Here is a 22,331-nt window from a genome sequence, read left to right on the forward strand (position 1 = left end):
CAAGTCACCAAAGCAGGAATATTGTCATGAAGGCTGAAATCCATCCAGACTATCACATGATCAAAGTGGTCATGACCGATGGCACAGAATACGAAACATTCTCCACTTGGGGTTCCGAGGGTCAGACCATGAACCTCGAAATCGACCCTAAGTCGCACCCGGCATGGACTGGTGGCAACCAGCAGCTCATGGACCGCGGCGGTCGCGTTTCCAAGTTCAACAAGCGTTTCGGCGGCCTCGGCCTCTAATCCTGTTGATACCTATGAATGCAAAAACCCTGGAGCGATCCGGGGTTTTTTGTTGTTTGGGTGTTGGTAGGTGTGGCTTACGCTACCGTCGCACGGGCTTTAAGCTAAAGCCGTTAAGTCATGGTGAGAGGTAGCTTTCGCGGAAATGCCCTTACCTCCGTCACCCCGCACTTGCTGCGGGGTCCAGCAGACGCGCGTCTGCGCGGCGACAGAGGTTCTTTCAGCCCAAGGACTAGGGCTGACTGGATACCGGCTCAAGGCCGGTATGACGGAAAGAAGGGATGCCTCCCCTGCACGGCGCCATTCCCGGCTAAAAACAAAAAAAGCAGGCCGAAGCCTGCTTTCCAAATTCTTGTTTCGACTGAAACTCAGTTTCCAGCAAACGCCGTGCGCAGCAGGTTGAGCTGAGCCTGAACGCTGTTTTCATTGTCAGGAACCTTTGTCGCTTCGGTAGGGCGATAAATCTCGCGGTCCAGCAGAGCAACGCGGTTCTGGAGACGCAGGGAACGCTCTACGAGGTCACGGAAGGACTCAGGCAGATCGTTCCAGCCGGGTGCATTGCGATCAACGTTGAAGTTGTCGAGACGAACCTTGTTCTTCTCGCTCAATACTTGATCACGGCTCATCTCACCATTGTTAACAGCGCGCTGAAGAAGAAGCCAGGAGGCCATCTGCATGAGACGCGTTGTGAGGCGCATGGATTCCGCTGCGTAGAGGACGGATGCCATGCGGGGCAAAACTTTGGAGGCAGCACGGCCGGAGCCGTCCAGATAGGTCGCTGTCTCTTCCACCAGAGTCATACCCTCTGTATAGAGAGTTTTGAACTGGTTGGATGCTGCAGCGCGGCCAGCAAAGCTGATGGTATTCAAAACCTGTTCTGACATTTTTCCAAATCCTGCTTACGCACCATACTAACTGGCAACGGGATAGAGGCTTAATAGTTCCGGCCTCTTTGTATTTTCAGGATGATACCAATAGCCCAAATGCGCAAGCTGATTATTAAAGAAAGGTTAATACCCACAGCTTTGGCAATATTGCAGGGCGACAAAAAAAGAGCCGCAAAAGCGGCTCTCAAGGTAAAACAGGGAGAAAAATCAGACCAATTCGCCGTTGGGAGAAACTGCCTGAAGTTCAGAAGAACTGAACATGTATAGTAATCGCTTAAAAAGCTTAATTTATCGTTAATGGTAAACGAAAAACTGCACCGCGCTGTAACGTTAACAAAACGTTCCTCGCTACATCAGCTGCGAAACAGGCTTTCGGCAGCCTTGCGACCGGCGGACTTCTTCTCGCGCTCGGCTTCCAGCCTTTCGATTTCCGCTCGCAAAATTGTGATGCGTCCCGTCAGCTCATCGACGGATAGAAGGCTGATATCACCGCCGACCACGTGAGTCGTGGCGGGCGATTTGGGCAGGTCGTCCTCGAATACACTCATATTCCGGCTCCTTTTTCCAGCTCCGCATCGTCCTCGATGTACTGCGGCGCGCGCGGATCGAGCGACACACTTTCAGGCGTGGCCATCGGTGCTGCTGCGGCTGTGGAGAAGTTGTCCTTCTCCGCCGTAGGCAGCGCCGCCCGTTGCCTGGAGCGGAATATAGCATAGGCAGTGATAAGAAGATGGGAAATCGCCGTGACCCCGAACAGGGCGTAAGGACCGTAAGACGTCATGATCGGTCCGCCCAGCGTGGGGCCGATAATGGTGCCGATACCGTAAAGCAGCAGCAGCCCGCCAGAGACCTTGACGAAGTCTTCCGACGACGCGAAGTCGTTGGCATGGGCGACTGCGATGGGGTAGAGCGCGTTTGCCGAGGCGCCATAGACCGCGACCATGCCGATCAGCACATAGACATGGGACGGCTGAATGACGGCGACGGCCAGTCCAGCAAAGGCCGCGAGCCCCGACAGTCCCGCCAGAACGAAACGGCGGTCTATCCGGTCAGACAGCTTACCGGCAGGAAACTGCGCCAGTGCACCGATGAAGATGGTGACACTGACCATGATGGCGATGGTGGTGGGATGCAGCCCTGCCCGTGCACCGAAAACCGCACCCAGCGTACCGTAGGCACCGTTGGCGATGCCGATGAGGAGGATGCCGACAAAGGAAACCGGCGAGGTGCGGTAGAGGGCGGGTAGATCAAGCTTGACCTTCTTCAGCGGTTGCGGGCTTTCTGCCTTCGACAACATGGCTGGCATGATGGCGACGCAGTAGATGATGGCGCAGACCATGAACAGCGACGTGGTGCTGACATTGCCGAAGGGCACGACGAGCTGACCGGCGACCACGCCGAACAGCGTGATGGCAATGTAGAGCGAAAAGATCGCCCCACGGCTTTCATTGGTAGCGCGCTCGTTCAGCCAGCTTTCGATGATCATCGATGTGCCTGCCGTGCAAAAGCCGGTAATGGCACGCAAAGCGACCCAGGACACATCATCGATGAACAGACCCGTCAGCAGCACCGTCAGGCAAATGAGAGCGACGAAGCTGCCGAAAGCCCTGATATGGCCCGCACGCCGCACAATAGCGGGTGCCACGAAGCAGCCGATAACGAAACCCGCAGCCCAGGACGTACCGAGGAAACCAAGAACTTCGTTGGAATAACCTTCCGCCGAACCACGTACCGGCAAAAGCAGGCCCTGAAGACCGTTGCCGAGAAACAGAAACAGGGTGCTGGATAAAAGTGCGAATACGGGTAGAAGATTTCTGCTCATAAAAGCCACTCTCATGCTGCTGCGATGCACTGTATCGGGATAGACGGGAATGTGCGCGAATAGGTTGCCGCCATAGGTGAACATAAAAATGTCCGCCCTGTGACGCTCATTCAATAAAGACAAAAGGTTTCGCGATGACGAAGGCAATCGGGCTTTTTCTGCTGCTGGCGATGTGCATTCAACTCATCCGCCCGCTCGGGCTACCGGGTCTGCGCCGCCGTGGCGATTGCTGGAAGATTGCCGCCGCAGCCTTCGTTTTATGGACACTGGTACTCCTGCTGCGCCCTTAAGAGCCGACGTGCGAAATCGAGCCATATCGCACTATCGGGACTTGCAAGATGTACCGGCCTATCGCTCGGTCAGCTTCAGCTCGATGCGGCGGTTCTGGGATCTGGCTTCCGGCGTATCGCCATCGGCCAGCGGCTGATACTCGCCGAACCCTGCCGCAACCAGGCGGTTGGCCGGAACGCCCTTGGAAATTAGATACTTCACAACCGATGTCGCGCGCGCTGACGACAGCTCCCAATTGTCGCGGTAGCGACCGGAACCGGACAATTGCACATTGTCGGTGTGGCCATCCACGCGCAGAACCCAGTTGATTTCGGCGGGAATTTCCTTGGCTAGGTCGATCAGCGCTGCCGCAAGCTTGGCCATTTCCGCCTGCCCCTGCGGGTTCAGATCATTACCGCCAGATGGGAACAGCACCTCCGACTGGAACACGAAACGGTCACCGACAATGCGGATGTTTTCGCGGTCCGACAGGATTTCGCGCAGTCGTCCGAAGAAATCCGAGCGATAGCGGTTGAGCTCCTGTACGCGCTGCGCCAGCGCGACGTTGAGGCGACGACCGAGATCGGCGATCTTTACCTGCGAGGACGTGTCCTTTGCCTCGGATGCCTGCAAGGCGGATTCGACCGAGGCGATCTGGGCACGCAGCGCGGCGATCTGCTGGTTGAGGAGATCGATCTGAGCCGAGGCCCGCGTTCCGGCTTGACGCGCATCTTCCAGTTCACCACTCAACTGACCCACACGGGCATTGGCAGCAGAACTGTTGCCCGCACCGGCATCCAGCAGGGATTGCAGGCGCGATCGCTCGCTTTCCGAGGAGGCGAGTGTGGATTGCAGGTTGGCGAGCGTGTCTTCGATGTCCTGTTTGCTGCCTTTTTCAAGCGCGAGCAATTCAGTCAGTTCGGAAATCTGGTTGTTGAGGCGGTTCAGCACCTCGTCCTTGCCGGAAATTTCACGCGAGAGAATGAACTGCGCCAGCACGAAAACCGTGAGCAGGAACATAATGGCCATGAGCAGTGTGGACAAGGCATCCACGAAACCCGGCCAGTAATCGACACTCCGGTCGCGGCGGCGATTGCGCCCAAGCGCCATAATCACTCGCTCCCGTTATCGTGGCGGATGGAGCGCGGAGCGTTCTTCTGCTCCGCATCGATCCGCGCCGACAGGCGGTCCAGCGTGCGACGCAGGGACCGGGATTCCTCCTGCTGGGCCTCGATCCAGTCCCGCAGCATCTGCTGCTCGCCGCGCATGTTCTTGACGAGGCCCTGAATACCTTCCGCAAGGCTGGTCATGGCCGCCAACGAACGCTCGGTGCCGACAGCACCATAGCCTGCGCCTCTCGCCTCACCCGTCACATCCGTGCCGGGATCGGTCACCGACGACAGCCAGTTTTCAAGCTCAGTGTAAAAACGGTTCTGGGCGCGACCGGCCTGCAAATCGAGAAAGCCGAGAATGAGCGAACCGGACAGACCCAGAAGCGACGAGGAAAACGCCGTGCCCATACCCGCAAGCGGTGCCGTGAGACCTGATTTCAGCGATGACAGAATATCGGTGCTGTCACCCGCCGTTGGGTCCAGCCCCTGAATGACATCGCTGATGGCGCCGATGGTGCCGATCAGACCCCAGAAAGTACCGAGCAGGCCGAGAAACACCAGCAGGCCGATGAGATAGCGGGAGGTATCGCGCGATTCATCCAGCCGGGTGGCGATGGAATCGAGGATGGAGCGCTGCGTGACGGTCGAAAGCCGCACTTCGCCACGCTTGCCGATGACGGAATGCATGGGTGCCAAAAGCTTCGGCGCACGGCCCGCCTTATCGACGGTGCCAGCAGCCTGAAAGCCGTTGAACCAGCGCACTTCAGGGCGAAGGCTGAATATCTGCGTGAAGACCAGAATGATGCCGATGACGAGAACGCCGAGGATGAAACCGTTCAAGCCCGGGTTGGTCATGAACGCCGACTGCGCCTGCCTAAACAGAATGGCGGCCAGAAACGCAACGATGATGAGGAAGATGATCATCGTCCACAGAAACGGCGTGGGGCTCGACAGCTTGTGATGATATTGCTTCGTCACCGGTTTCTCGACACCGAGATCAAGCCGTTCAGTATCCGCCATAATGCCCATTCCCTCTGGTATTGCCGCAACGCCCGCGCGAAAACCTCAGGGGATTCGGCAGCGCGTTACGGTTACGACGGGAAGCTAGTGTAAAATTACGACGAATTGAAGTGAAAAGCCGGTAACGTGACAAGGGTTTTTGCACGGCGTGGTCATGCCATGGCTGTCGAAGGTGTTGTTTGGCGGGAAATCCAGATTGTGTGACCGTACCTATCGTCCGTCATCCCGCACTCGATGCGGGATTCAGTGCGATCAAGTCCTTGATCGCAAAATACTCTTTCGCACCGCAGACGCGGCGCTGCTGGATTCCCGCTCAAGGTCGGAATGACGGGTGGAGGGTGTCTTAACGGCCCGGAACCGGACGGTTGACGACTTCCGTCAGTGCCCTGTGGATATATTCGTTTCCGGCGATGACGCTGCCATTGTCGAAAATGTCCTGACCGCCCTTCATGTCGCTGACGAAACCGCCCGCTTCACGGATGAGAACGAGGCCAGCGGCGATGTCCCACGGTGCCAGACCGGTTTCCCAGAAACCATCGAGGCGACCGGCAGCGACATAGGCGAGATCGAGGGACGCGGCACCGAAACGGCGCACGCCAGCCACTTCGCCCATGACGTGACGAAGCTCGACCAGAAACTTACCGTGATCGCCACGGCCCAGATGCGGAACGCCGCAGCAGACGACGCAATCGGTGATCTGCTTGCGCGCAGCAACGCGAATGCGGCGATCGTTGAGGAACGCCCCGCCGCCACGCTCGGCGGTGTAGAGCTCATCGGTCGCGGGGTTGAAGATCACGCCAGCGACGATTTCGCCATTGCGCTCCAGCGCGATGGACACGGCAAACTGCGGAATGCCGTGCAGGAAGTTGGTGGTGCCATCCAAGGGATCGACGATCCAGCGGTGTGCGCCATCAGAGCCCTTTTCCTCGCCACCCTCTTCACCCAGAAAGTCGTAGGTGGGGCGGGCCTTCATCAGCTCGTCATGGACGATCTTTTCGGCTTTCAGGTCCGCCTGCGAGACGAAATCGCCGGGGCCCTTGACTGAAACCTGCAGGTTCTGCACTTCACCGAAGTCACGCGACAGCGATTTTCCGGCCTTGAGGGCGGCCTGAACCATGACATTGAGAAGGGCTGAACGGGCCATAAAAATGTTCCTGAAAGGTGGCTGAACCTGCTAGCCAAAATTGCTGGCAGGCACGCGGATATGGTTTCTGATGGAAAGTTTGCGGTTCAAGACCACAAAACGCGCTGGATTTCAAGGCAAAAAGCCTATTCCGCCCGCAGCTCAGGCAGGCCGGAAGCGGTTGGCTGCTTCGATCGCCTTCTTCTGCTGGTCCTCTTCGATGCCCAGATAGAAATCCTCGAGACCGGGGTCCTTCAGTCCTGCACGACGAGACAGCACGTACCATTTTGCGGCTTCCACCGGGTCTGGCTTGGTGCCCAGCGCCTGAACGTAGAGATGCGCGACCTTGTTCTGCGCCACGACATTGCCGCGCTGGGCGGCACCGTAGAGCCAGCGGAAGCCCTCTTCCAGGTTTCGCTCGCCGCCTGTCCCGTTCACCAGCCATATGCCGAGATCGACTTGCGCAGTATCGAACCCGGCCTTTGCCGCCCGCGTCAACCAGTCACGCGCCTTCGCCTTCTTTTCAGGCGGAACGTCCTTCAGGCTGAAATAGAGCTGAGACACCGCATATTGCGCATCCGCCACGCCCTTCTCGGCAGATTTTTCGTAAAACGGCAGGGCCGCATGCAGGCCGTTCGGCCCCGGCGTTTGGGAAACAAGAATTTGCGCCCAGTTGAATTCCGCCTCGGCATTGCCGGCCTCTGCGGCGCGGCGCATGTAGTCATCGGCCAGCGTCTTGTCGTGCTTGACCAGCTTGCCTTCCATCAACAGCAAGGCGAATTTGAACATGGCGACGGGATCGCCACCCTTGGCCCCCTGCTCGTACCAGAAGGCCGCCGTCTTGTCGTTGCGGGCGATGCCGAAGCCGCGCGACATCATTTCGGCTACCAATGTCTGGGCGGCGGCGTCACCCGTCTGGGCGCGGGTCAGCGCTTTGGACAGCGCCTGGACATATTCGCCGCGCTGATAATGGCCGTAGGCCTCGTCGATCTTGCCGGTAAACTTTTTCTCGGGCGGAAGTGCGGGCAATTCCGCGCCCATGCGCTGATAGACATTGACGCCGCCCGATGGCTGCAAATCCTTCTGCTCGTCGGAAACCACGCGTCCCTTGCGGATCGGTTCGGCATCCGCGTCAGAAGGGCGCGACAGAACCTCGGGCGATGGCTTGCTGGCCGGTCCGAAATCCGTGTCCTCGCCCATCGGCGTCGCATCGTCAGGCGTGGTCTGCGTCTCAACCCCCGGCAACAGCGGCTGCTGCTGATCTTGCGCGGAGGCAGCATGCGGCAGGACAACCCACGCAAGTGCGAAGGCGGTGGCAGAGAGACGGAAACGAAGCAAGCGAGCGATCATCGCGTGTATCAACCGCCAAACCGTGGCGCTTTTTCGTCAAGCAACGCATTCGCTTCGGCCACAGCCCGAGCCGCGCCCGCGGCATGGTCAAACACCGCCAGTCGCAGCGCCACGAATTCTACCCCGGTTTCAGCGACGGGGACGACGGAAGCGACATCCGAACCGCCCATCACGATGGCAGGAATCTCGATCATGGAAGCCCACCATTCGCCCAGCGCCATGTTCTTGGGGTGCGCTTCCGGCTTGATATCGCCTTCCAGCTTGCCGAAGAACATGTAATCAGGGTTGCTTTCACCCTGCTCCAGCGCCTTATGGCGGTCATCTGCATTGCCGCCGCCGACGATAAGCTTGGGTGCGAAGTTCTCGACAGCCTCGGACAGAGCTTCGGCACCGCCGATGACATGCAGGCCATCTGCCTTCACGCGGCTTGCCGTGCGGCTGTCGCCCGCAACCAGCGCCGCAGCACCGGCTTCCTGAACCATTGGCACCAGCGTTTCGGCACGTTTCTGGAAAGTCGCATCGTCGAGATCGTACTGCGGAATGATGACAGATGCGACATCCCCGCCCCGCAGCGCATCTGCCAATGTGCTGGCCTGATGGGCGACATCGTCATGCGCTGGAACGATCAAAACGAGGCGGCAGCGATTTTTGGGGGCAGTCATCGGTTTTTCCATTTCCGCAGACAGAACGCTTCACGCGCAATCTGCACTCGTTTTCATGTCATACTTCCGATAAACCGGACAGGCGAAAGGATCAACCGCCATCCATGCTGCCCGATTTCCAATTTTTCCTCGTCGCCATCCCCGCAGTCATCCTCGTCGGCCTGTCAAAAGGCGGGCTGGGCGGCGCTTTGGCATTGATGGGCGTGCCGTTGATGGCGCTGGCCGTGCCGCCGGTGCAGGCGGCTGCAATCTTTCTGCCGATCCTGATTGCCATGGATATGGTGGCGCTATGGGCATGGCGACACCACAATCACCGCGAAACGCTGCTGATCCTTTTGCCTGGTGCCTTGATTGGCATCGGCGTGGGCTGGGCGACCTCTGCCATCATCTCTGCCGATACGATGCGTTTCATGCTGGCCATCGTCACCATCATCTTCGTGGCCCAGTATTTTTATGATCGCTTCGTCAAAGGTCCCAAGGTGGAGGTGGTCGCAAAACCTCAAAATCGCGCAAAGGCGACACTTTGGGGCTCGTTTTCAGGCTATTGCAGCTTCGTTGCGCATGCCGGTGGACCGCCATTTCAGATTTACGTAATGCCGCTGAAGCTCGACCCGAAAAGCTATACCGGCCTTTCCGTTCGCTTCTTCGCCATCGTCAACGCCATCAAGCTCGTATCGTACTTCGCATTGGAAGCTATCGATACCACCAACCTCCTCGCATCGTTCACGCTGCTGCCGGTGGCCATCGTCTCGACCATGCTGGGTGCGCGGGTGGTCAGGTATCTGAAACCCTCGGTCTTCTATCCGCTGATGTATACGATGGTTCTGCTGGCGGCCCTTAAATTGCTGTGGGACGCCGTGGTCTGAACAGGCCAAACAAAAGGCCCTGATCGCGATAGCAATCAGAGCCGGGCTTTCAGGCTGCGACGTAAACGAAACTGACGTCAGGCAACAAAGATATTGGAAATTTAATGCTTCGTGGAGGCTTGCAGCCTCTGCATTTCGTCCTTCAGGCGCAGTTTCTTGCGTTTAAGATCCACAATCTGCTTATCATCCGAAGAGGGGGAAGCGAGAACGGTTTCGAGCTCCTCCTCAAGAGCACCGTGTTTCTTTTCCAGCGATGCTATATGAGCCTGAATGGTCATGCGGCACGTCCTTCCTTGTTGAACCTACCTCCAGCGCTCCATCGCTGGAGTTTCAGGTTTACGACACCAATGTGACATGGAACGCCTCCCTTGTCGAAGGAGAAATCAAGGCAATATCTGGGCAAAATGCTGACACGGGAAACTTCCCGTTACCGTCATTTGGTGGTACAGGCACCAAGACCGACAACAAAATGGCCGGATGGCGGTCCGGTTGTACCATATGGGGAAGACAAGAGATGCCCGATCAGGATCAGGCCGACGTTCGGCTGGTACTTGCGCGACTTCGCCAGGAACATGAAGATTACGATGCGGCGATCAACGCCATGATCCAGACCAACTGCGAAGCCTTGCGCATTCAGCGGATGAAGAAGAAGAAGCTGGTCATCAAGGACAAGATGACCCATATCGAAGACCAGATTATTCCTGATATCATTGCCTGATACGGAGATTGACCGTTGAGCACAGAGACACCGCCCGTCGCCATCATCATGGGTAGCCAGTCCGACTGGGAAACCATGAAAAACGCCGCCGACACGCTGGATGCGCTGGATGTGGAATATGAAGCCCGCATCATTTCCGCCCACCGCACGCCCGAGCGTATGTTCAGCTTTGCCAGCGGCGCGCGCGCGGAAGGCTTCAAGGTCATCATCGCCGGTGCCGGTGGTGCGGCCCATCTGCCGGGCATGACAGCAGCGCTGACGCCGCTTCCGGTGTTCGGTGTTCCCGTGCAGTCCAAGACCATGTCGGGGCAGGACAGCCTCTACTCCATCGTGCAGATGCCCGCCGGCATTCCCGTCGGCACGCTCGCCATCGGTCGCGCTGGCGCTATCAATGCCGCCCTTCTGGCCGCAGCGGTGCTTGCGCTATCGGACGAAGACCTCGCCGACCGGTTGGATGACTACCGTGCCCGCCAGACGGCAGCGATTGCCGAATATCCCCTGGATAGCGCGCAATGACAGCGACGACTTCAGGCAAATCACGAACCATCGGCATTATCGGTGGCGGTCAGCTCGCCCGTATGCTGGCCATGGCCGCAGCCCGCCTCAACTTCCGCACCATCGTGCTGGAACCGCAGGCCGACTGTCCCGCTGCCCAGATCTGCAACCGCCAGATCGTCGCCGCCTATGACGACGAAAAGGCGCTGAGCGAACTTGCCAGCGTGTGCGACGTCGTCACCTACGAGTTTGAAAACGTCCCGGTGGTTGCCGCCGAAATGCTGGCCGCCTCCGTCGCCGTCTACCCGCCCCCGCGCGCACTCAGCGCCTCGCAGGACCGGCTGACGGAAAAGAGCTTCCTCAACGATTGCGGGATTCCAACTGCCGGTTTTCGCCAAGTGGACAATCAGGCCGAACTGGAAGCAGCGCTATCCGAATTCGGCGGCAAGGGCGTTCTGAAGACCCGTCGCATGGGGTATGACGGCAAGGGCCAGCGTGTCTTCAAAGGTGGCGAAGACCTGACCGGTGCGTTCGATGCGTTGGGCGGCGTACCGCTCATTCTGGAGAGCTTCGTTGCTTTCGAGCGTGAAATATCGATCATCGCCACACGGTTCATCGATGGCACGGTGACCTGCTACGACCCCGCTGAAAACGTTCATCTGGGCGGAATTCTCCACACCTCCACCGTTCCCGCCAAGCTTTCCGAGGCCGCAAGAGCCGTCGCGGTGCAATCTGCGGAGAAGCTTCTCGCGGCGCTTGATTACGTCGGCGTCGTCGGCATCGAGTTTTTCGTTCTGGACGACGGATCTCTGGTTGCCAATGAAATGGCCCCCCGCGTTCACAACACCGGCCACTGGACGGAGGCCGCCTGTGTGGTCTCGCAGTTCGAGCAGCATATTCGCGCCGTTGCAGGGCTTGTCCCCGGCTCCACAGAGCGCCATTCGGACTGCGTCATGACCAATCTGATCGGTGATGACGTTGATGATGTGCCGCAATGGCTCGCCCAAAAGGACTGCCTCGTGCATCTCTATGGCAAGACGGAAGCGCGTGCAGGCCGCAAGATGGGCCACGTGACGCAACTCCTGAATGCCGGAAAACCCGGTGTTTCCAGCCAAATTGACTCTTAGCGTGTTGACACGCTGGGGATGACAAGGTAATTGCCTGCCAACCGAAAAGAGCGCGCCCTCGTAGCGCGTTTTTGATTGTTTAGATATGCGTGGCAAGAAGCGTCACGCCAAACTGCGGACCAGTAAAATGAAGATCAAGAACTCGCTTAAAGCGCTTAAGGCCCGTCACCGCGATAACCGTCTGGTTCGCCGCAAGGGCCGCGTCTACATCATCAACAAGATGAACCCACGTTTCAAGGCTCGTCAGGGCTGATTACCGGGTGTATCTGTGCCCGCCTTGTCGTGGCGGATCACATTGTTGATAGACCACAAAATTTGATTTCATAATTGGCGCAGCCGGATTATTCTGTCCGTATGCGCCAGTTTTGTTTTTATGCCCTTCTCGCCGCCTGTCTCGCAACATCTGCGAGCGCCGAGCCTCTGACGACAGCCTCCCCTGCTGCCGATTCGCCCCCCACGGCTCAAGCGACGACACCACCGGCAACGCTATCCGACGACGCGGTCACCGGCCTGTTTTCCAGTCTCAGAAAAGAACGCGACGCCCAAAAGGCACGTGTCATCGCCAACGAGATTGTCGGCGAGTGGACCGATTCGGGCAGTGCAACGATCAATCTTCTGATGAAATGGTCGCAGGAAGCCGCCGAAGAAAAGCGCAAGGCTGCGACTTACGATTTTCTGGATCAGGCTATTCTACTGGAGCCGGATTATGCCGAGGCATGGTATCGCCGCGCATTGGTGCATTTTGCCGATGGTGATACCCGCAAGGCCATGTCGGACCTAAACCAGACGCTGGAAAAAGAGCCGCGCTACTTCCCCGCCCTCGCCAGCCTTGCCAATATTCTCGAAAGCTCAGAGCGCAATGAACTCGCTTTGAAGGTATGGGAGCAATACCTCGCGATCTACCCAGCCGACAAAGAAGCGCAGAAGGAAGCCAGCGATCTCTCGGAGAAGCTGGCGGGAACGCGCAGCTAACATCAGCCGGTTAGCAAAATGCGATTGCCTTAAGCGACTCCGATGCGCAAGAGATCGTGGAAGTGCACCAGGCCGATGGGGCGATTGTCTTCATCGATCACGATCAGCGCGCCGATATGATGCTTTTCCAGCGTCGCCAGCGCAGCCGTTGCCAGAACGTTTCTGGTCACCGTCTTCGGGGTTGCCGTCATGATGTCATCGACGGCAAGCTCCGACAGATTGCGCGTCAAATTGCGCGCCATGTCGCCCTCGGTGACGATGCCGCAGAGACGGCCCTCGTCATCCAGCACAGCCACGCAACCGAAATGCTTGCGCGCCAGAACGCCGATGGCGTCCTGAAGCGGTGTGCCCTTGGCCACCAGCGGCAGGCGCTCGCCCGTATGCATGATATCGCCGACAAGCGCGAGGCTCGCGCCGAGTTTTCCGCCCGGATGAAAGACGCGGAAATCACCCGCGGTAAAGCTGCGCGCTTCCAGCAACGCGATGGCCAACGCATCCCCCAGCGCGAGCTGCATCATGGTCGAGGTGGTGGGCGCAAGACCGTGCGGGCACGCCTCCTGCTCGTTCGGGATCAGCAGCACGATATCTGACGACTTCGCGAGAGAGGCATCGGGCGCGCAGGTCAGCGCAATCAGCGGAATGGAGAAGCGGCGGGTGTAGTTGATGATGCTGCGAAGCTCGACGCTCTCACCGCCCTTGGAAATGGCCAGCACCACATCATTGCCGCCGATCATGCCCAGATCGCCGTGGTTGGCTTCTGCCGCATGCACGAAGAAGGCAGGCGTTCCCGTTGACGCGAAGGTCGCCGCCAGCTTGGCACCGATATGCCCGCTTTTGCCAACACCCGTGATGATGAGCCGTCCGCCGGATTTACCGATGGTCTCCACGGCCCGCGCGAAACCATCTCCAAGTTCGCCCAGAAGCGCGTTTTCCAGCGCAATCAGGCCATTCTTCTCGATAGACACGGTCCGCAATGCAGACTCGACGGCATCGTTTTCAACCAGTGTGACAGCTCTCGTAATCATGCCCGGACTGATACTCTTTTCAATAAACGGTGTCTATCGGCCAAGCGCGCAGTTTGACGACTATCATGCGGGATTGGTCAACCAGATGTTAACCACATGCTTTTACTTTCGGGTAATAAATGGAAACGGGTCGAAGTGAGCATGGTTGATAAAAGCACCGCAGGACGTCTGTCGACGTGGCGGAAGGCAGCGGCAGCGCTGTTGGCTTGCACCGTGCTGTGCCCGGCGGTGGAGGCGTTTGCGCAGTCAGCCACGCCGCCGCAGACATCGCCTGCCACCACACGCCCTTTGACCAGCGCAGACCCCTACTTTGGCCAGAACGATCTGTCCGTCATCGATCCTGACAGCAACAGCATCCAACGACAGCAAGCCCAGACCGACCGCACCGGCGACACGACCACGACGGGCGGCGTTCGCCCACCCTATACACCCGGCGGCGCGGTGGTCGAGCCGACAGATGAAGCGATCGAATCCATCGATACCCGCGAAAACACGTTTGAGCCAACCGTCGATGGCGGCGAGAACGCCACGATAGACGATGGCACCGCCCCCGGCATCCGCGTGGGAACACTGACCCTGCGTCCCTCGATCAGCCAGACGCTGAACCATGAGAACAAGACATTCGCCAACGGCTCCACAAGCCGCAACTATCTGACCTCGGAAATTCGCGGCACGCTGACCAGTGACTGGGCCCGCCACGCACTGACGATCACCGGCGATGGGGCCTATCAGCGCAATCTCGGCGGCAGCAGCGCAGGTGAGGAGCCGAGCGCCAATATCGGTGCCGATCTGCGCCTCGACCTTGGCGATGGCACGGAGGCGCACCTCACCGCCGGATATGCCTTCAGCCGTGAAGATACCAATGATCCCAACGCCGTCTCTGGCGCTTCGGTGCAGGGCGGCGAACATGTGTTTACCGGCGGCGCATCCGTGGAGCGCAATGTCGGCATATTGAAAGCTCTTGCGGCTCTCGATCTTTCCCGCACGATTTACACGGATGCAAAGGGCGTCAATGGGCAGGCGATCAGCCTCAGCGATCGCGACCGCTACGGCGCGGGCATTCGCGGACGGCTGGGCTACGAACTGTCCCCTGCCCTCATACCCTTCCTCGAGGTCACGGCTGGCCTGACGAATTACGACCAGACGCGGGACAACACCGGTTATGAACGGTCATCCCAATCCTACGGCGCGAAAGTGGGTGCGCAAATCGATCTGGGCGAGAAGCTGAAGGGCGAAGCGGCCATCGGCTATCTCCGCAAGGGTTATGACGACAACAGGCTTTCCGCAATCGACGCGCTGACCATTGATGGCAACGTTGTATGGTCACCGCAGCGCGGCACGAATGTCAGCCTGGGCCTTCGCACCACCATCGAGGATTTCGCGGGCGGCGCAAGCAGCGGCTGGATTTCTCGGCAATTGACGGCTGGTCTGACACAGCAGTTGCGAAGTGATCTCGTGGCAAGACTGACCGCCGGAATAGAGCGCCGCTCCTACCTCACATCCAGCATTCAGGATGAAACCGAATATGTCGCCGGGGCCGGGCTGACATGGAGCATCAATCGCTATCTCGATCTGACCACCGATATCAGCTACGAGACGACCCCGGTGACCGACAACAGGCAGTGGCGCATCGGCGCCGGTCTGACACTGCGGCGCTAAAACAAAAATCCCGGCGCGAGGCCGGGATATCTGCATTTCGATAGAAAACTATCACTTCAGCCTGTCGACGAGGGCCTTCAAAGGTCCTTCGATGGTTGGGCGAATATCGCCACGTTCCAGCGCAAAAGCGACGTTGGCGAGGATGAAACCATCCTTGGCGCCGCAATCGAATGTTTCGCCGTTGAAGCTGTAACCGGCAAATTCCTGGGATTTCGCCAGCGTCAACATGCCATCGGTCAACTGAATCTCGTTGCCCGCACCGCGTTCCTGGTTTTCGAGAATGTCGAAAATCTCCGGCTGCAGAATATAACGGCCATTGATGTAGAAGTTGGAAGGAGCCGTGCCCTTGGCTGGCTTTTCCACCATCTGCGTGATCTTGAAACCGTCATTACCCACGGCGTCACCAACACCGACAATACCGTATTTGTGCGTCTGGTCGGGCTCGCACTCCTGAACCGCCACGACGTTGCCACCTGTCTGATCATAAAGATCGACCATGCCCTTGAGGCAGCTTTTTTCTGAATGCATGATCATATCAGGCAACAGAACCGCAAACGGCTCGTCGCCGACAATGTCACGCGCACACCATACAGCGTGGCCAAGACCGAGCGGCACCTGCTGACGCGTGAAGCTTGCCGTGCCCGCCTTTGGCAGAAGACCGGCCAGCAGGGTCAGTTCGGCATTTTTGTTGCGCTCGCGCAGCATCTGCTCAAGTTCGAACTGAATGTCGAAGTAGTCTTCGATCACCCCTTTCCCACGGCCCGTTACGAAAACGAAATGCTCGATACCGGCTTCAGCTGCCTCATCCACCACATATTGGATGACCGGCTTGTCGACCACGGTCAGCATTTCCTTCGGAACCGCCTTGGTTGCCGGCAGGAAACGCGTTCCAAGACCCGCCACCGGGAAAACTGCTTTCCGAATTTTCTTCTGTTCTACCACACGTTCCTCCTGGGAGACTCAACTGCATCAATAATCGCGCACGACTTTGTTATCCCAAAAGTGGCAAACTTTTGTAAAAGATGACGTTACCTTTGGTTAATGGTAAAGAATTTGTTGACTTTGAATTGCTAAAACATCGCTAAGCCCGATGCGTATCTCGCAATCGAACTGAAATTCGAGAGAAACGAAAGACTGCCGATGAAAAAGCTGATCCTTTCCCCCATCCGCTCCCAAGTCCGTAAATTTGGCTGCATCGCGTTTGCGGGTATCGCAATCGCGCTTGCGCCAGCGCCTGCCAATGCCGATGCAGGCTTCCGCCAGTGGATCAACCAGTTCTATGCCACCGCCGCCAAGGAAGGCATCAGCAAATCGACCTATCAGAAGGCTTTTGCCGGTGTGACAGAGCCCGACCCGGACGCGCTGCGCAAGGCAACCTTTCAGCCCGAATTTACCACTAAAATCTGGGATTACGTCGATAGCCGCGTGAACCCTTACACGGTGCGCATCGGCCGTGAAATGAAGATGAAGCACGCCACGACGCTCAACTGGATCGAGCGTAACTTCAAGGTGGACAAGCATGTCATCCTCGCCATCTGGTCGATGGAATCCAATTACGGCGCGGTTTTGGAAAAGCCGGAACGCCTGCACAATATTCCGCAGGCGCTGGCAACCCTTGCCTATTCGGACCCCAGACGCGGCAAGTTCGCCCGCACGCAGCTGATCGCAGCCCTGAAAATCCTTCAGAACGGTGACGTGACGCCGAAGCAGCTGACCGGCTCCTGGGCTGGCGCCATGGGCCACACACAGTTCATTCCCACAAGCTATCTGCTTTATGCGGTTGATGCTGATGGTAACGGCAAGCGCGACATCTGGCACTCCATTCCTGATGCGCTGGCAACGGCTGCCAATCTCTTGGCCAAAAACGGTTGGGAACCGGGCCGCACCTGGGGTTACGAAACTGTCGTTCCAAATGGTGGCGGACGTTATGAGGGCCAGACCAAGAGCATGGCCGAGTGGCAGAAGCTCGGTTTCGCGCGCCCCAGCGGCAAGGGCTTTCCACGCGGTGCAGACCGCGCCATGCTGAAAATGCAAGGCGGTGCCAATGGCCCAGGCTTCCTGATGACGAAGAACTTCTTCACCATCAAGAAATACAATTCGTCGGATAGCTACGCTCTGGCCGTTGGCCTTCTGGCGGATGAAATCGCTGGAACCGGCGGCATGCAGCAGCGCTGGCCACGCCCGGACAACACGCTGGACGTAAAAGAAAAGTTTGAATTGCAAACCCGCATGAAAGAACTTGGCTATTACGATGGCGAGGTCGATGGCAATTTCGGCTCCGGTTCCAAGGCGGCCATCAGCGCCATCCAGAAACGTATGGGCATGGAAAACGATGGCGAGCCCTCGCGACTGTTGCTGCGCGCCCTGCGCAATTGACAGACTTGGCTTGCGGCCTCAGACTTAGAAGACAATAAAAAACGCCCAGGAGGCTAACGCCGTGGTGCACAAGACTGCAGGCAATTTTTGGAGGATAACACGGCGCGGAAGTGCCGTGTTTTTGTCCCTCGTCATCTGCCTGCCGGTGACATCGCAGGTTGCCCAAGCGCAGGAAATGCGCGAGCGTCGCACCCTGTTCGAAATGATGTTCGGCAGCCCCAACCGGCGCGATGACCGCATGTATGCGCCCGACAGAGAGCAGCCGAGAATGCGCAGGCAGCCCTCACGGGAAAATCGCGCCGTAACCCGCCCACAGGCACCGCGCAAGACGCCATCCGTGGTCCAGATGCGCACCGAAAAGCCCGGCCCCGTTGCCAAGCTTGAAAATGCTCGCCGTGTTCTCGTGGTGGGTGATTTTCTGGCCGGGGCCATGGGCGAAGCGCTGGTTTCGACCTTTGAAAGCTCACCCGCCATTGCAGTAGATGTGCGCTCCAACGGTTCCTCCGGCCTTGTGCGCACGGATTATTACGACTGGTTTTCCATTCTTCCACAATTCATCAAGGAAACCAGCCCCGCGACCATTATCATCATGCTGGGCTCCAATGACCGCCAGCAGATGGTCATGGGCGATGTCAAAGAAAAATACGGCACCGACCTCTGGCTCAAGGAATATGAGCGCCGCATCGATGCGCTGATTGCGCTGGCCAAACGTCAGCAGGTACCCGTTCTCTGGGTCGGCCTTCCGGCCTTCCAGTCGCCGTCATTGACCGCCGATTTCGTGAATTTCAACCGCCTATACCGCAGCCATATCGAAAAGGCGGGCGGAGAATTCGTGGATGTCTGGGACGGCTTCGTCGATGAGGCCGGAAAATTCGTGACGACCGGGTCCGATGTCAACGGCCAGCAGGCGCGCCTGCGCGAGGCAGACGGCATCGGCATGACGCAGGCGGGCAAACAGAAACTGGCCTTCTACGTCGAAAAATTCGTCCGCCGCCACCTGGATGGCGCAGGCCCCGATCTGATGAAACTCGACGGCAGCAATCTACCAGCGCTCACCTCCCTCCCGGCGCTGGGCATAGACGCCCAACAGGTCCGCACGCAGCCTATCAGCCTCACCGACCCCGACCTCGATGGTGGCGATGTGCTATTGGGAGGCAAAACCCCTCCCAAACTCTCCGTCATGGAATCCCCTCGCGAAAAACTAACCAAACGCGGCCTGATGGACGACGCCCCGCTGGGACGGGTGGACGATTACCGCGTGCCCGCGCCTGCGGAGACGGCGGCGAAGTAAAGGCGGCGACGTCATCGTCAAGGCCATAGTCAAAGCCGGATTGATGAGCTTTTGCCGTTGAATTAGCGTGGGTAAACAAACGGCCGAAGTCTGCCGTTGGCCCGAAGCGGTCATAAATTCGCTCCAGGTAAGAGCAAAAATGACTCTGATGCGAAGAGGAATGGAACGCCTTGGGAGACGCGTTTGCGATGGTCAGGCCGATATCAAAGATCAGACTTGCGATTTCCACCGACGCCCAGACACTCGGGGTCATTGGGCCCGCGACTTATGCGACAAGCTACGGTTATCTATGGGATGATCCACTTGCCTTGTCAGAGCAACTCCACACTTTTGGTGCCGATGCGTTCCGTTCGTTTATGCGCCGTGAAAACACACGGGTCTGGATCGCCGAGATAGACAACACGCCAGTGGGGTTCCTTACGATGGTGCTTGGCGTTGCTGATCCGGTAACTTTCGAAACAGACGGGGCTGAAATACCGCGAATATATCTTCTACCGGGCGCTCAGGGACATGGTTTGGGCCGAATGCTGATTGACGCCGCAACGTCTGAGGCAAGCAGGGAGGGGTTGCGGTATGTATGGCTGGATGTCATGACGTCTGCCACAAATGCCATTGAGGCTTATCGCAAATGGGGATTTGTCGACATTGGGAAAAAGCCCTTCACCCGCCCGGTGAAAGCGAAATTTAAGGACATGATTATACTTCGGAAGTCTGCTGCTGTTTCGCATTAGTCTTCCCATCACATCTCACAGAGTTTCGCCATGTCCGCTTTATGGCGGGAAGCGGAAGACGGCAGTTGGCGCATCTGCGTGAATCGAGGCAGGTTCCGCTTCGATCCGAGCGCGTGACAACCCGAGCTTCAATGCGGGACTGAACGAAAAGGCTTGGAGCTCATCCAGCAGCCGGTCCGACATCATGCCTTCAAGTGGTCCAGCGCCCAACTGGCCGATTGCCTTTTGATGAACCACTACGTCTGCCCTGTCGATTATGGCCAGCACTCTCCACAGGACCATGTCTCCGGCTCTTTCGAAAGGCTGGTCGTCCACCACCAGTTGTCAGTGTCCTCCGCATTCAAGAATGGCATACCAACAAAAAACCTCCGAAGGGTAACCCTCGGAGGTTCAATTGTTCAGTTTCTGAATGCCTCAGCTCGGCAAAAGCGTCTCGCCCATCAGTGCTTCATCGATGGCACGCGCGGCCTGGCGGCCTTCGCGGATGGCCCAGACGACCAGCGACTGGCCGCGGCGCACGTCGCCTGCGACCCACATCTTGTCGACCGAGGTCTTGTAGTCCTTGTCGTTGGCGATGACGTTGGTGGAACCGCGACGGTCGGTGTTGAGCGTCAGCTTGCCGTCCATCTCTTTCAGAACGCTATCGGTGGCAGGGCCGGAAAACCCGATGGCGATGAAGGCGAGGTCGGCCTTGATGATGAATTCCGTGCCTGCGATGGGCTTGCGGCGCTCATCCACCTGGCAGCACTTCACGCCTGTCAGCACGCCGTCTTCGTCACCGACGAATTCGAGCGTTGCGACCTGAAATTCGCGGGCTGCACCTTCGGCCTGCGAAGAAGACGTGCGCATCTTGGTCGCCCAATAGGGCCAGACGGCGAGCTTGTCTTCCTTCTCGGGCGGCATCGGGCGAATGTCGAGCTGCGTGACCTTCACTGCACCCTGACGGAACGCCGTGCCGACGCAGTCAGACGCCGTATCACCACCGCCGACGACCACCACATGCTTGCCACCGGCAAGGATCGGATCGGAAGGCCAGCCGACGCTGTCGATGCTTTCGCGACCGACGCGGCGATTCTGTTGGACGAGGTAGGGCATGGCATCGTGGACACCATGGAATTCCGTGCCGCCGATGCCAGCCGGACGCGGTGTTTCCGAGCCGCCGCAATAGAGCACGGCATCGTGTTCCGCGAGTAGCGTTTCGACGGGCATATCGACACCGACATTGACGCCGTAATGGAACGTCACGCCCTCGCCCTTGATCTGCTCGACCCGGCGATCGATGAAGTTCTTCTCCATCTTGAAGTCGGGAATGCCGTAGCGCAGCAAGCCGCCAGCCTTGGATTCGCGCTCATAGACATGCACATCGTGACCCGCACGCCCCAGTTGCTGGGCCGCCGCCAGACCGGCCGGGCCGGAACCGATGATGGCAACCTTCTTGCCGGTGTGAACCGTAGCAGGCTTGGGCACGATAAAGCCAAGCTCATAGGCCTTATCCGCAATCGCCTGCTCGACCGTCTTGATCGCCACCGGCGCATCTTCGAGGTTCAGCGTGCAGGCTTCCTCGCAGGGTGCCGGACAGACACGACCGGTGAACTCCGGGAAATTGTTGGTGGAATGGAGGTTGCGGATCGCCTCTTCCCAGTTGTTGTTATAGACCAGATCGTTCCAGTCGGGGATCTGGTTATGAACCGGGCAGCCGGTCGGGCCATGGCAATAGGGAATGCCACAGTCCATGCAACGCGCCGCCTGCTTCTGCACTTCCGGGTCCGACATGGGAATGGTGAATTCCCGGAAATGGCGAATACGATCCGACGCCGGCTGATACTTGCCAACCTGACGATCTATTTCCAGAAAACCTGTAACCTTGCCCATGTCTCAGTCCCTTCCGCGGCCTATCGAAGCCAATTTTCAACTTTCAATCCCGGTACGCGGGAAAATTCTCTCTCATTATCCGTCACGACCACCGCATCGAGCGCAAGCGCGTGTGCGGCGATCAGCATGTCCATCTGGCCGATCAACTGACCCTGCTCCTGCAAGGTACTGCGTATATCGGCGTAGTGCATATCCGCAGGCGATGCCCAAGGCGCGATCTCGAAGTTTGCCAGAACCTGCTCGACCAGCATTTCCAGCCGCCGTGAACCACGGTTGCGATATCCAAATCGAAGTTCCGCCGCCACAATGATGCTCGTCCCCAAATCCCCAATCGCAAGTGCCGCCGTGCGTTGACCCACCTTCTCTTCAGGAGATCGGATCAGGTTGGAGATGATGTTCGTGTCGTACAGATACCTCATTCTGGAAAATCGATGTCCACCGGCTCCGGTGGATAGTCCTCGATTTCCGGCATCTGGTCTTCCTCAGAAAGCGGCTCAAGTGTGCGCAGCCACGCCACCAAACCCGCAGGAGAGCGAGGCGCCCTCACCGGATGAACAAGCAGATCACCATTTTCATTCATGCTGATTTCCACCTGATCCGCTTCGAATTCGAATTCCTTGGGAATTCGTATCGCCCGGCTTCTCCCATTGTTGAAGACTTGTGCAATCTTGACGACGTTCATGACCGCCTCCATCCTGTAATATG

Annotated in this window: 27 protein-coding genes; 12 read left to right on the top strand and 15 right to left on the bottom strand. The window is 58.2% G+C overall.

The genetic code is table 11. The features are described 5' to 3' along the window. Positions 1–26 precede the first annotated feature (26 nt). A complete protein-coding gene (gene rpmE, locus HRR99_RS12020) occupies positions 27–248 on the top strand; it encodes a 50S ribosomal protein L31 (RefSeq protein ID WP_062452087.1) in 222 nt (73 codons plus the stop codon). 368 nt (positions 249–616) lie between these two features. On the opposite strand, the gene rcdA is transcribed toward rpmE, so the two are convergent. The 3 genes from rcdA to HRR99_RS12035 all read right to left on the bottom strand — a co-directional run bounded on the left by rcdA (position 617) and on the right by HRR99_RS12035 (position 2,957). Continuing rightward, positions 617–1,132 (bottom strand): protease adaptor protein RcdA, encoded by a 516-nt coding sequence (rcdA, locus tag HRR99_RS12025; protein WP_233121883.1) that lies wholly within the window; start codon positions 1,130–1,132, stop codon positions 617–619. A 356-nt stretch (positions 1,133–1,488) separates the two neighbouring features. Continuing rightward, positions 1,489–1,683 (bottom strand): DUF1192 domain-containing protein, encoded by a 195-nt coding sequence (locus HRR99_RS12030; RefSeq protein ID WP_233121884.1) that lies wholly within the window; start codon positions 1,681–1,683, stop codon positions 1,489–1,491. After that, positions 1,680–2,957: an MFS transporter gene (locus tag HRR99_RS12035; RefSeq protein WP_111838407.1), complete on the bottom strand. Its 1,278-nt coding sequence runs from the start codon at positions 2,955–2,957 to the stop codon at positions 1,680–1,682. Before HRR99_RS12035 ends, HRR99_RS12030 begins: the two co-directional genes overlap by 4 nt. Before the next feature lie 134 nt (positions 2,958–3,091). Between HRR99_RS12035 and HRR99_RS12040 the strand changes: the two genes are divergently transcribed. After that, complete coding sequence (locus HRR99_RS12040; protein ID WP_233121885.1) at positions 3,092–3,247, top strand: hypothetical protein; 156 nt, start codon at positions 3,092–3,094, stop codon at positions 3,245–3,247. 58 nt (positions 3,248–3,305) lie between these two features. On the opposite strand, the gene HRR99_RS12045 is transcribed toward HRR99_RS12040, so the two are convergent. The 5 genes from HRR99_RS12045 to HRR99_RS12065 form a co-directional block, all read right to left on the bottom strand. Beyond that, positions 3,306–4,337, bottom strand: coding sequence for a peptidoglycan -binding protein (locus HRR99_RS12045; protein WP_111837590.1), 1,032 nt, complete (start codon positions 4,335–4,337; stop codon positions 3,306–3,308). A gap of 2 nt (positions 4,338–4,339) precedes the next feature. After that, positions 4,340–5,359, bottom strand: coding sequence for a flagellar motor protein MotA (locus HRR99_RS12050; RefSeq protein ID WP_111838406.1), 1,020 nt, complete (start codon positions 5,357–5,359; stop codon positions 4,340–4,342). 343 nt (positions 5,360–5,702) lie between these two features. After that, a complete protein-coding gene (locus HRR99_RS12055) occupies positions 5,703–6,503 on the bottom strand; it encodes an inositol monophosphatase family protein (RefSeq protein WP_233121886.1) in 801 nt (266 codons plus the stop codon). Between the two features lie 141 nt (positions 6,504–6,644). Next, complete coding sequence (locus tag HRR99_RS12060) at positions 6,645–7,832, bottom strand: tetratricopeptide repeat protein (RefSeq protein ID WP_422387266.1); 1,188 nt, start codon at positions 7,830–7,832, stop codon at positions 6,645–6,647. An 8-nt stretch (positions 7,833–7,840) separates the two neighbouring features. Then, on the bottom strand, positions 7,841–8,494 hold the full coding sequence (locus tag HRR99_RS12065; protein ID WP_233121887.1) for a thiamine phosphate synthase: 654 nt from the start codon (positions 8,492–8,494) through the stop codon (positions 7,841–7,843). Between the two features lie 104 nt (positions 8,495–8,598). Between HRR99_RS12065 and HRR99_RS12070 the strand changes: the two genes are divergently transcribed. Then, positions 8,599–9,360 carry a sulfite exporter TauE/SafE family protein gene (locus HRR99_RS12070; RefSeq protein WP_233121888.1) on the top strand — a complete coding sequence of 254 codons (762 nt, stop codon included), beginning with the start codon at positions 8,599–8,601 and terminating at the stop codon, positions 9,358–9,360. Positions 9,361–9,461: 101 nt separating this feature from the next. Here the strand turns inward: HRR99_RS12070 and HRR99_RS12075 are convergent, their stop codons facing one another. Continuing rightward, on the bottom strand, positions 9,462–9,638 hold the full coding sequence (locus tag HRR99_RS12075; protein WP_111837586.1) for a YdcH family protein: 177 nt from the start codon (positions 9,636–9,638) through the stop codon (positions 9,462–9,464). Positions 9,639–9,874: 236 nt separating this feature from the next. Here HRR99_RS12075 and HRR99_RS12080 point away from each other — a divergent pair, with 236 nt between their 5' ends. From HRR99_RS12080 to HRR99_RS12100, 5 genes are all read left to right on the top strand, one after another. Beyond that, positions 9,875–10,078, top strand: a complete 204-nt coding sequence (locus HRR99_RS12080; RefSeq protein WP_233121889.1) for a YdcH family protein — start codon at positions 9,875–9,877, stop codon at positions 10,076–10,078. Between the two features lie 48 nt (positions 10,079–10,126). Further along, a complete protein-coding gene (gene purE, locus HRR99_RS12085; RefSeq protein ID WP_422387314.1) occupies positions 10,127–10,594 on the top strand; it encodes a 5-(carboxyamino)imidazole ribonucleotide mutase in 468 nt (155 codons plus the stop codon). Continuing rightward, positions 10,591–11,700, top strand: a complete 1,110-nt coding sequence (locus HRR99_RS12090; protein ID WP_233121891.1) for a 5-(carboxyamino)imidazole ribonucleotide synthase — start codon at positions 10,591–10,593, stop codon at positions 11,698–11,700. Before purE ends, HRR99_RS12090 begins: the two co-directional genes overlap by 4 nt. A gap of 127 nt (positions 11,701–11,827) precedes the next feature. After that, the gene (ykgO, locus tag HRR99_RS12095; protein WP_007607121.1) at positions 11,828–11,953 is read left to right on the top strand and encodes a type B 50S ribosomal protein L36; all 126 of its coding nucleotides are present in this window, start codon (positions 11,828–11,830) and stop codon (positions 11,951–11,953) included. 101 nt (positions 11,954–12,054) lie between these two features. Next, complete coding sequence (locus tag HRR99_RS12100) at positions 12,055–12,672, top strand: tetratricopeptide repeat protein (protein ID WP_233121892.1); 618 nt, start codon at positions 12,055–12,057, stop codon at positions 12,670–12,672. 29 nt (positions 12,673–12,701) lie between these two features. Here HRR99_RS12100 and HRR99_RS12105 read toward each other — a convergent pair whose 3' ends face one another. Beyond that, positions 12,702–13,697 (bottom strand): KpsF/GutQ family sugar-phosphate isomerase, encoded by a 996-nt coding sequence (locus tag HRR99_RS12105; RefSeq protein ID WP_233121893.1) that lies wholly within the window; start codon positions 13,695–13,697, stop codon positions 12,702–12,704. A 141-nt stretch (positions 13,698–13,838) separates the two neighbouring features. Between HRR99_RS12105 and HRR99_RS12110 the strand changes: the two genes are divergently transcribed. Beyond that, positions 13,839–15,356 (top strand): surface lipoprotein assembly modifier, encoded by a 1,518-nt coding sequence (locus HRR99_RS12110; RefSeq protein WP_233121894.1) that lies wholly within the window; start codon positions 13,839–13,841, stop codon positions 15,354–15,356. 51 nt (positions 15,357–15,407) lie between these two features. Here HRR99_RS12110 and galU read toward each other — a convergent pair whose 3' ends face one another. Further along, the gene (gene galU / locus HRR99_RS12115; RefSeq protein ID WP_111837582.1) at positions 15,408–16,298 is read right to left on the bottom strand and encodes a UTP--glucose-1-phosphate uridylyltransferase GalU; all 891 of its coding nucleotides are present in this window, start codon (positions 16,296–16,298) and stop codon (positions 15,408–15,410) included. Positions 16,299–16,496: 198 nt separating this feature from the next. On the opposite strand from galU, the gene HRR99_RS12120 reads away from it, so the two are divergent. The 3 genes from HRR99_RS12120 (at position 16,497) to HRR99_RS12130 (ending at position 19,754) form a co-directional block, all read left to right on the top strand. After that, a complete protein-coding gene (locus tag HRR99_RS12120) occupies positions 16,497–17,732 on the top strand; it encodes a lytic murein transglycosylase (RefSeq protein ID WP_112498597.1) in 1,236 nt (411 codons plus the stop codon). Between the two features lie 61 nt (positions 17,733–17,793). Next, on the top strand, positions 17,794–19,023 hold the full coding sequence (locus tag HRR99_RS12125) for an SGNH/GDSL hydrolase family protein (RefSeq protein ID WP_422387267.1): 1,230 nt from the start codon (positions 17,794–17,796) through the stop codon (positions 19,021–19,023). 188 nt (positions 19,024–19,211) lie between these two features. After that, complete coding sequence (locus HRR99_RS12130) at positions 19,212–19,754, top strand: GNAT family N-acetyltransferase (protein WP_233121896.1); 543 nt, start codon at positions 19,212–19,214, stop codon at positions 19,752–19,754. Positions 19,755–19,793: 39 nt separating this feature from the next. Here HRR99_RS12130 and HRR99_RS12135 read toward each other — a convergent pair whose 3' ends face one another. The 4 genes from HRR99_RS12135 to HRR99_RS12150 form a co-directional block, all read right to left on the bottom strand. Further along, positions 19,794–20,036, bottom strand: coding sequence for a hypothetical protein (locus tag HRR99_RS12135; protein WP_233121897.1), 243 nt, complete (start codon positions 20,034–20,036; stop codon positions 19,794–19,796). A 132-nt stretch (positions 20,037–20,168) separates the two neighbouring features. Continuing rightward, positions 20,169–21,626: a glutamate synthase subunit beta gene (locus tag HRR99_RS12140; RefSeq protein ID WP_233121898.1), complete on the bottom strand. Its 1,458-nt coding sequence runs from the start codon at positions 21,624–21,626 to the stop codon at positions 20,169–20,171. A gap of 20 nt (positions 21,627–21,646) precedes the next feature. Further along, entirely contained in the window at positions 21,647–22,045 is a 399-nt protein-coding gene (locus tag HRR99_RS12145; protein WP_233121899.1) for a type II toxin-antitoxin system VapC family toxin, read from the bottom strand. Next, the gene (locus HRR99_RS12150; protein WP_233121900.1) at positions 22,042–22,308 is read right to left on the bottom strand and encodes an antitoxin; all 267 of its coding nucleotides are present in this window, start codon (positions 22,306–22,308) and stop codon (positions 22,042–22,044) included. The genes HRR99_RS12145 and HRR99_RS12150 overlap by 4 nt, the downstream gene beginning before the upstream one ends. Positions 22,309–22,331: the final 23 nt, after the last annotated feature.

It is taken from the genome of Agrobacterium vaccinii (assembly GCF_021310995.1).
Classification (GTDB): Bacteria; Pseudomonadota; Alphaproteobacteria; order Rhizobiales; family Rhizobiaceae; genus Agrobacterium; species Agrobacterium vaccinii.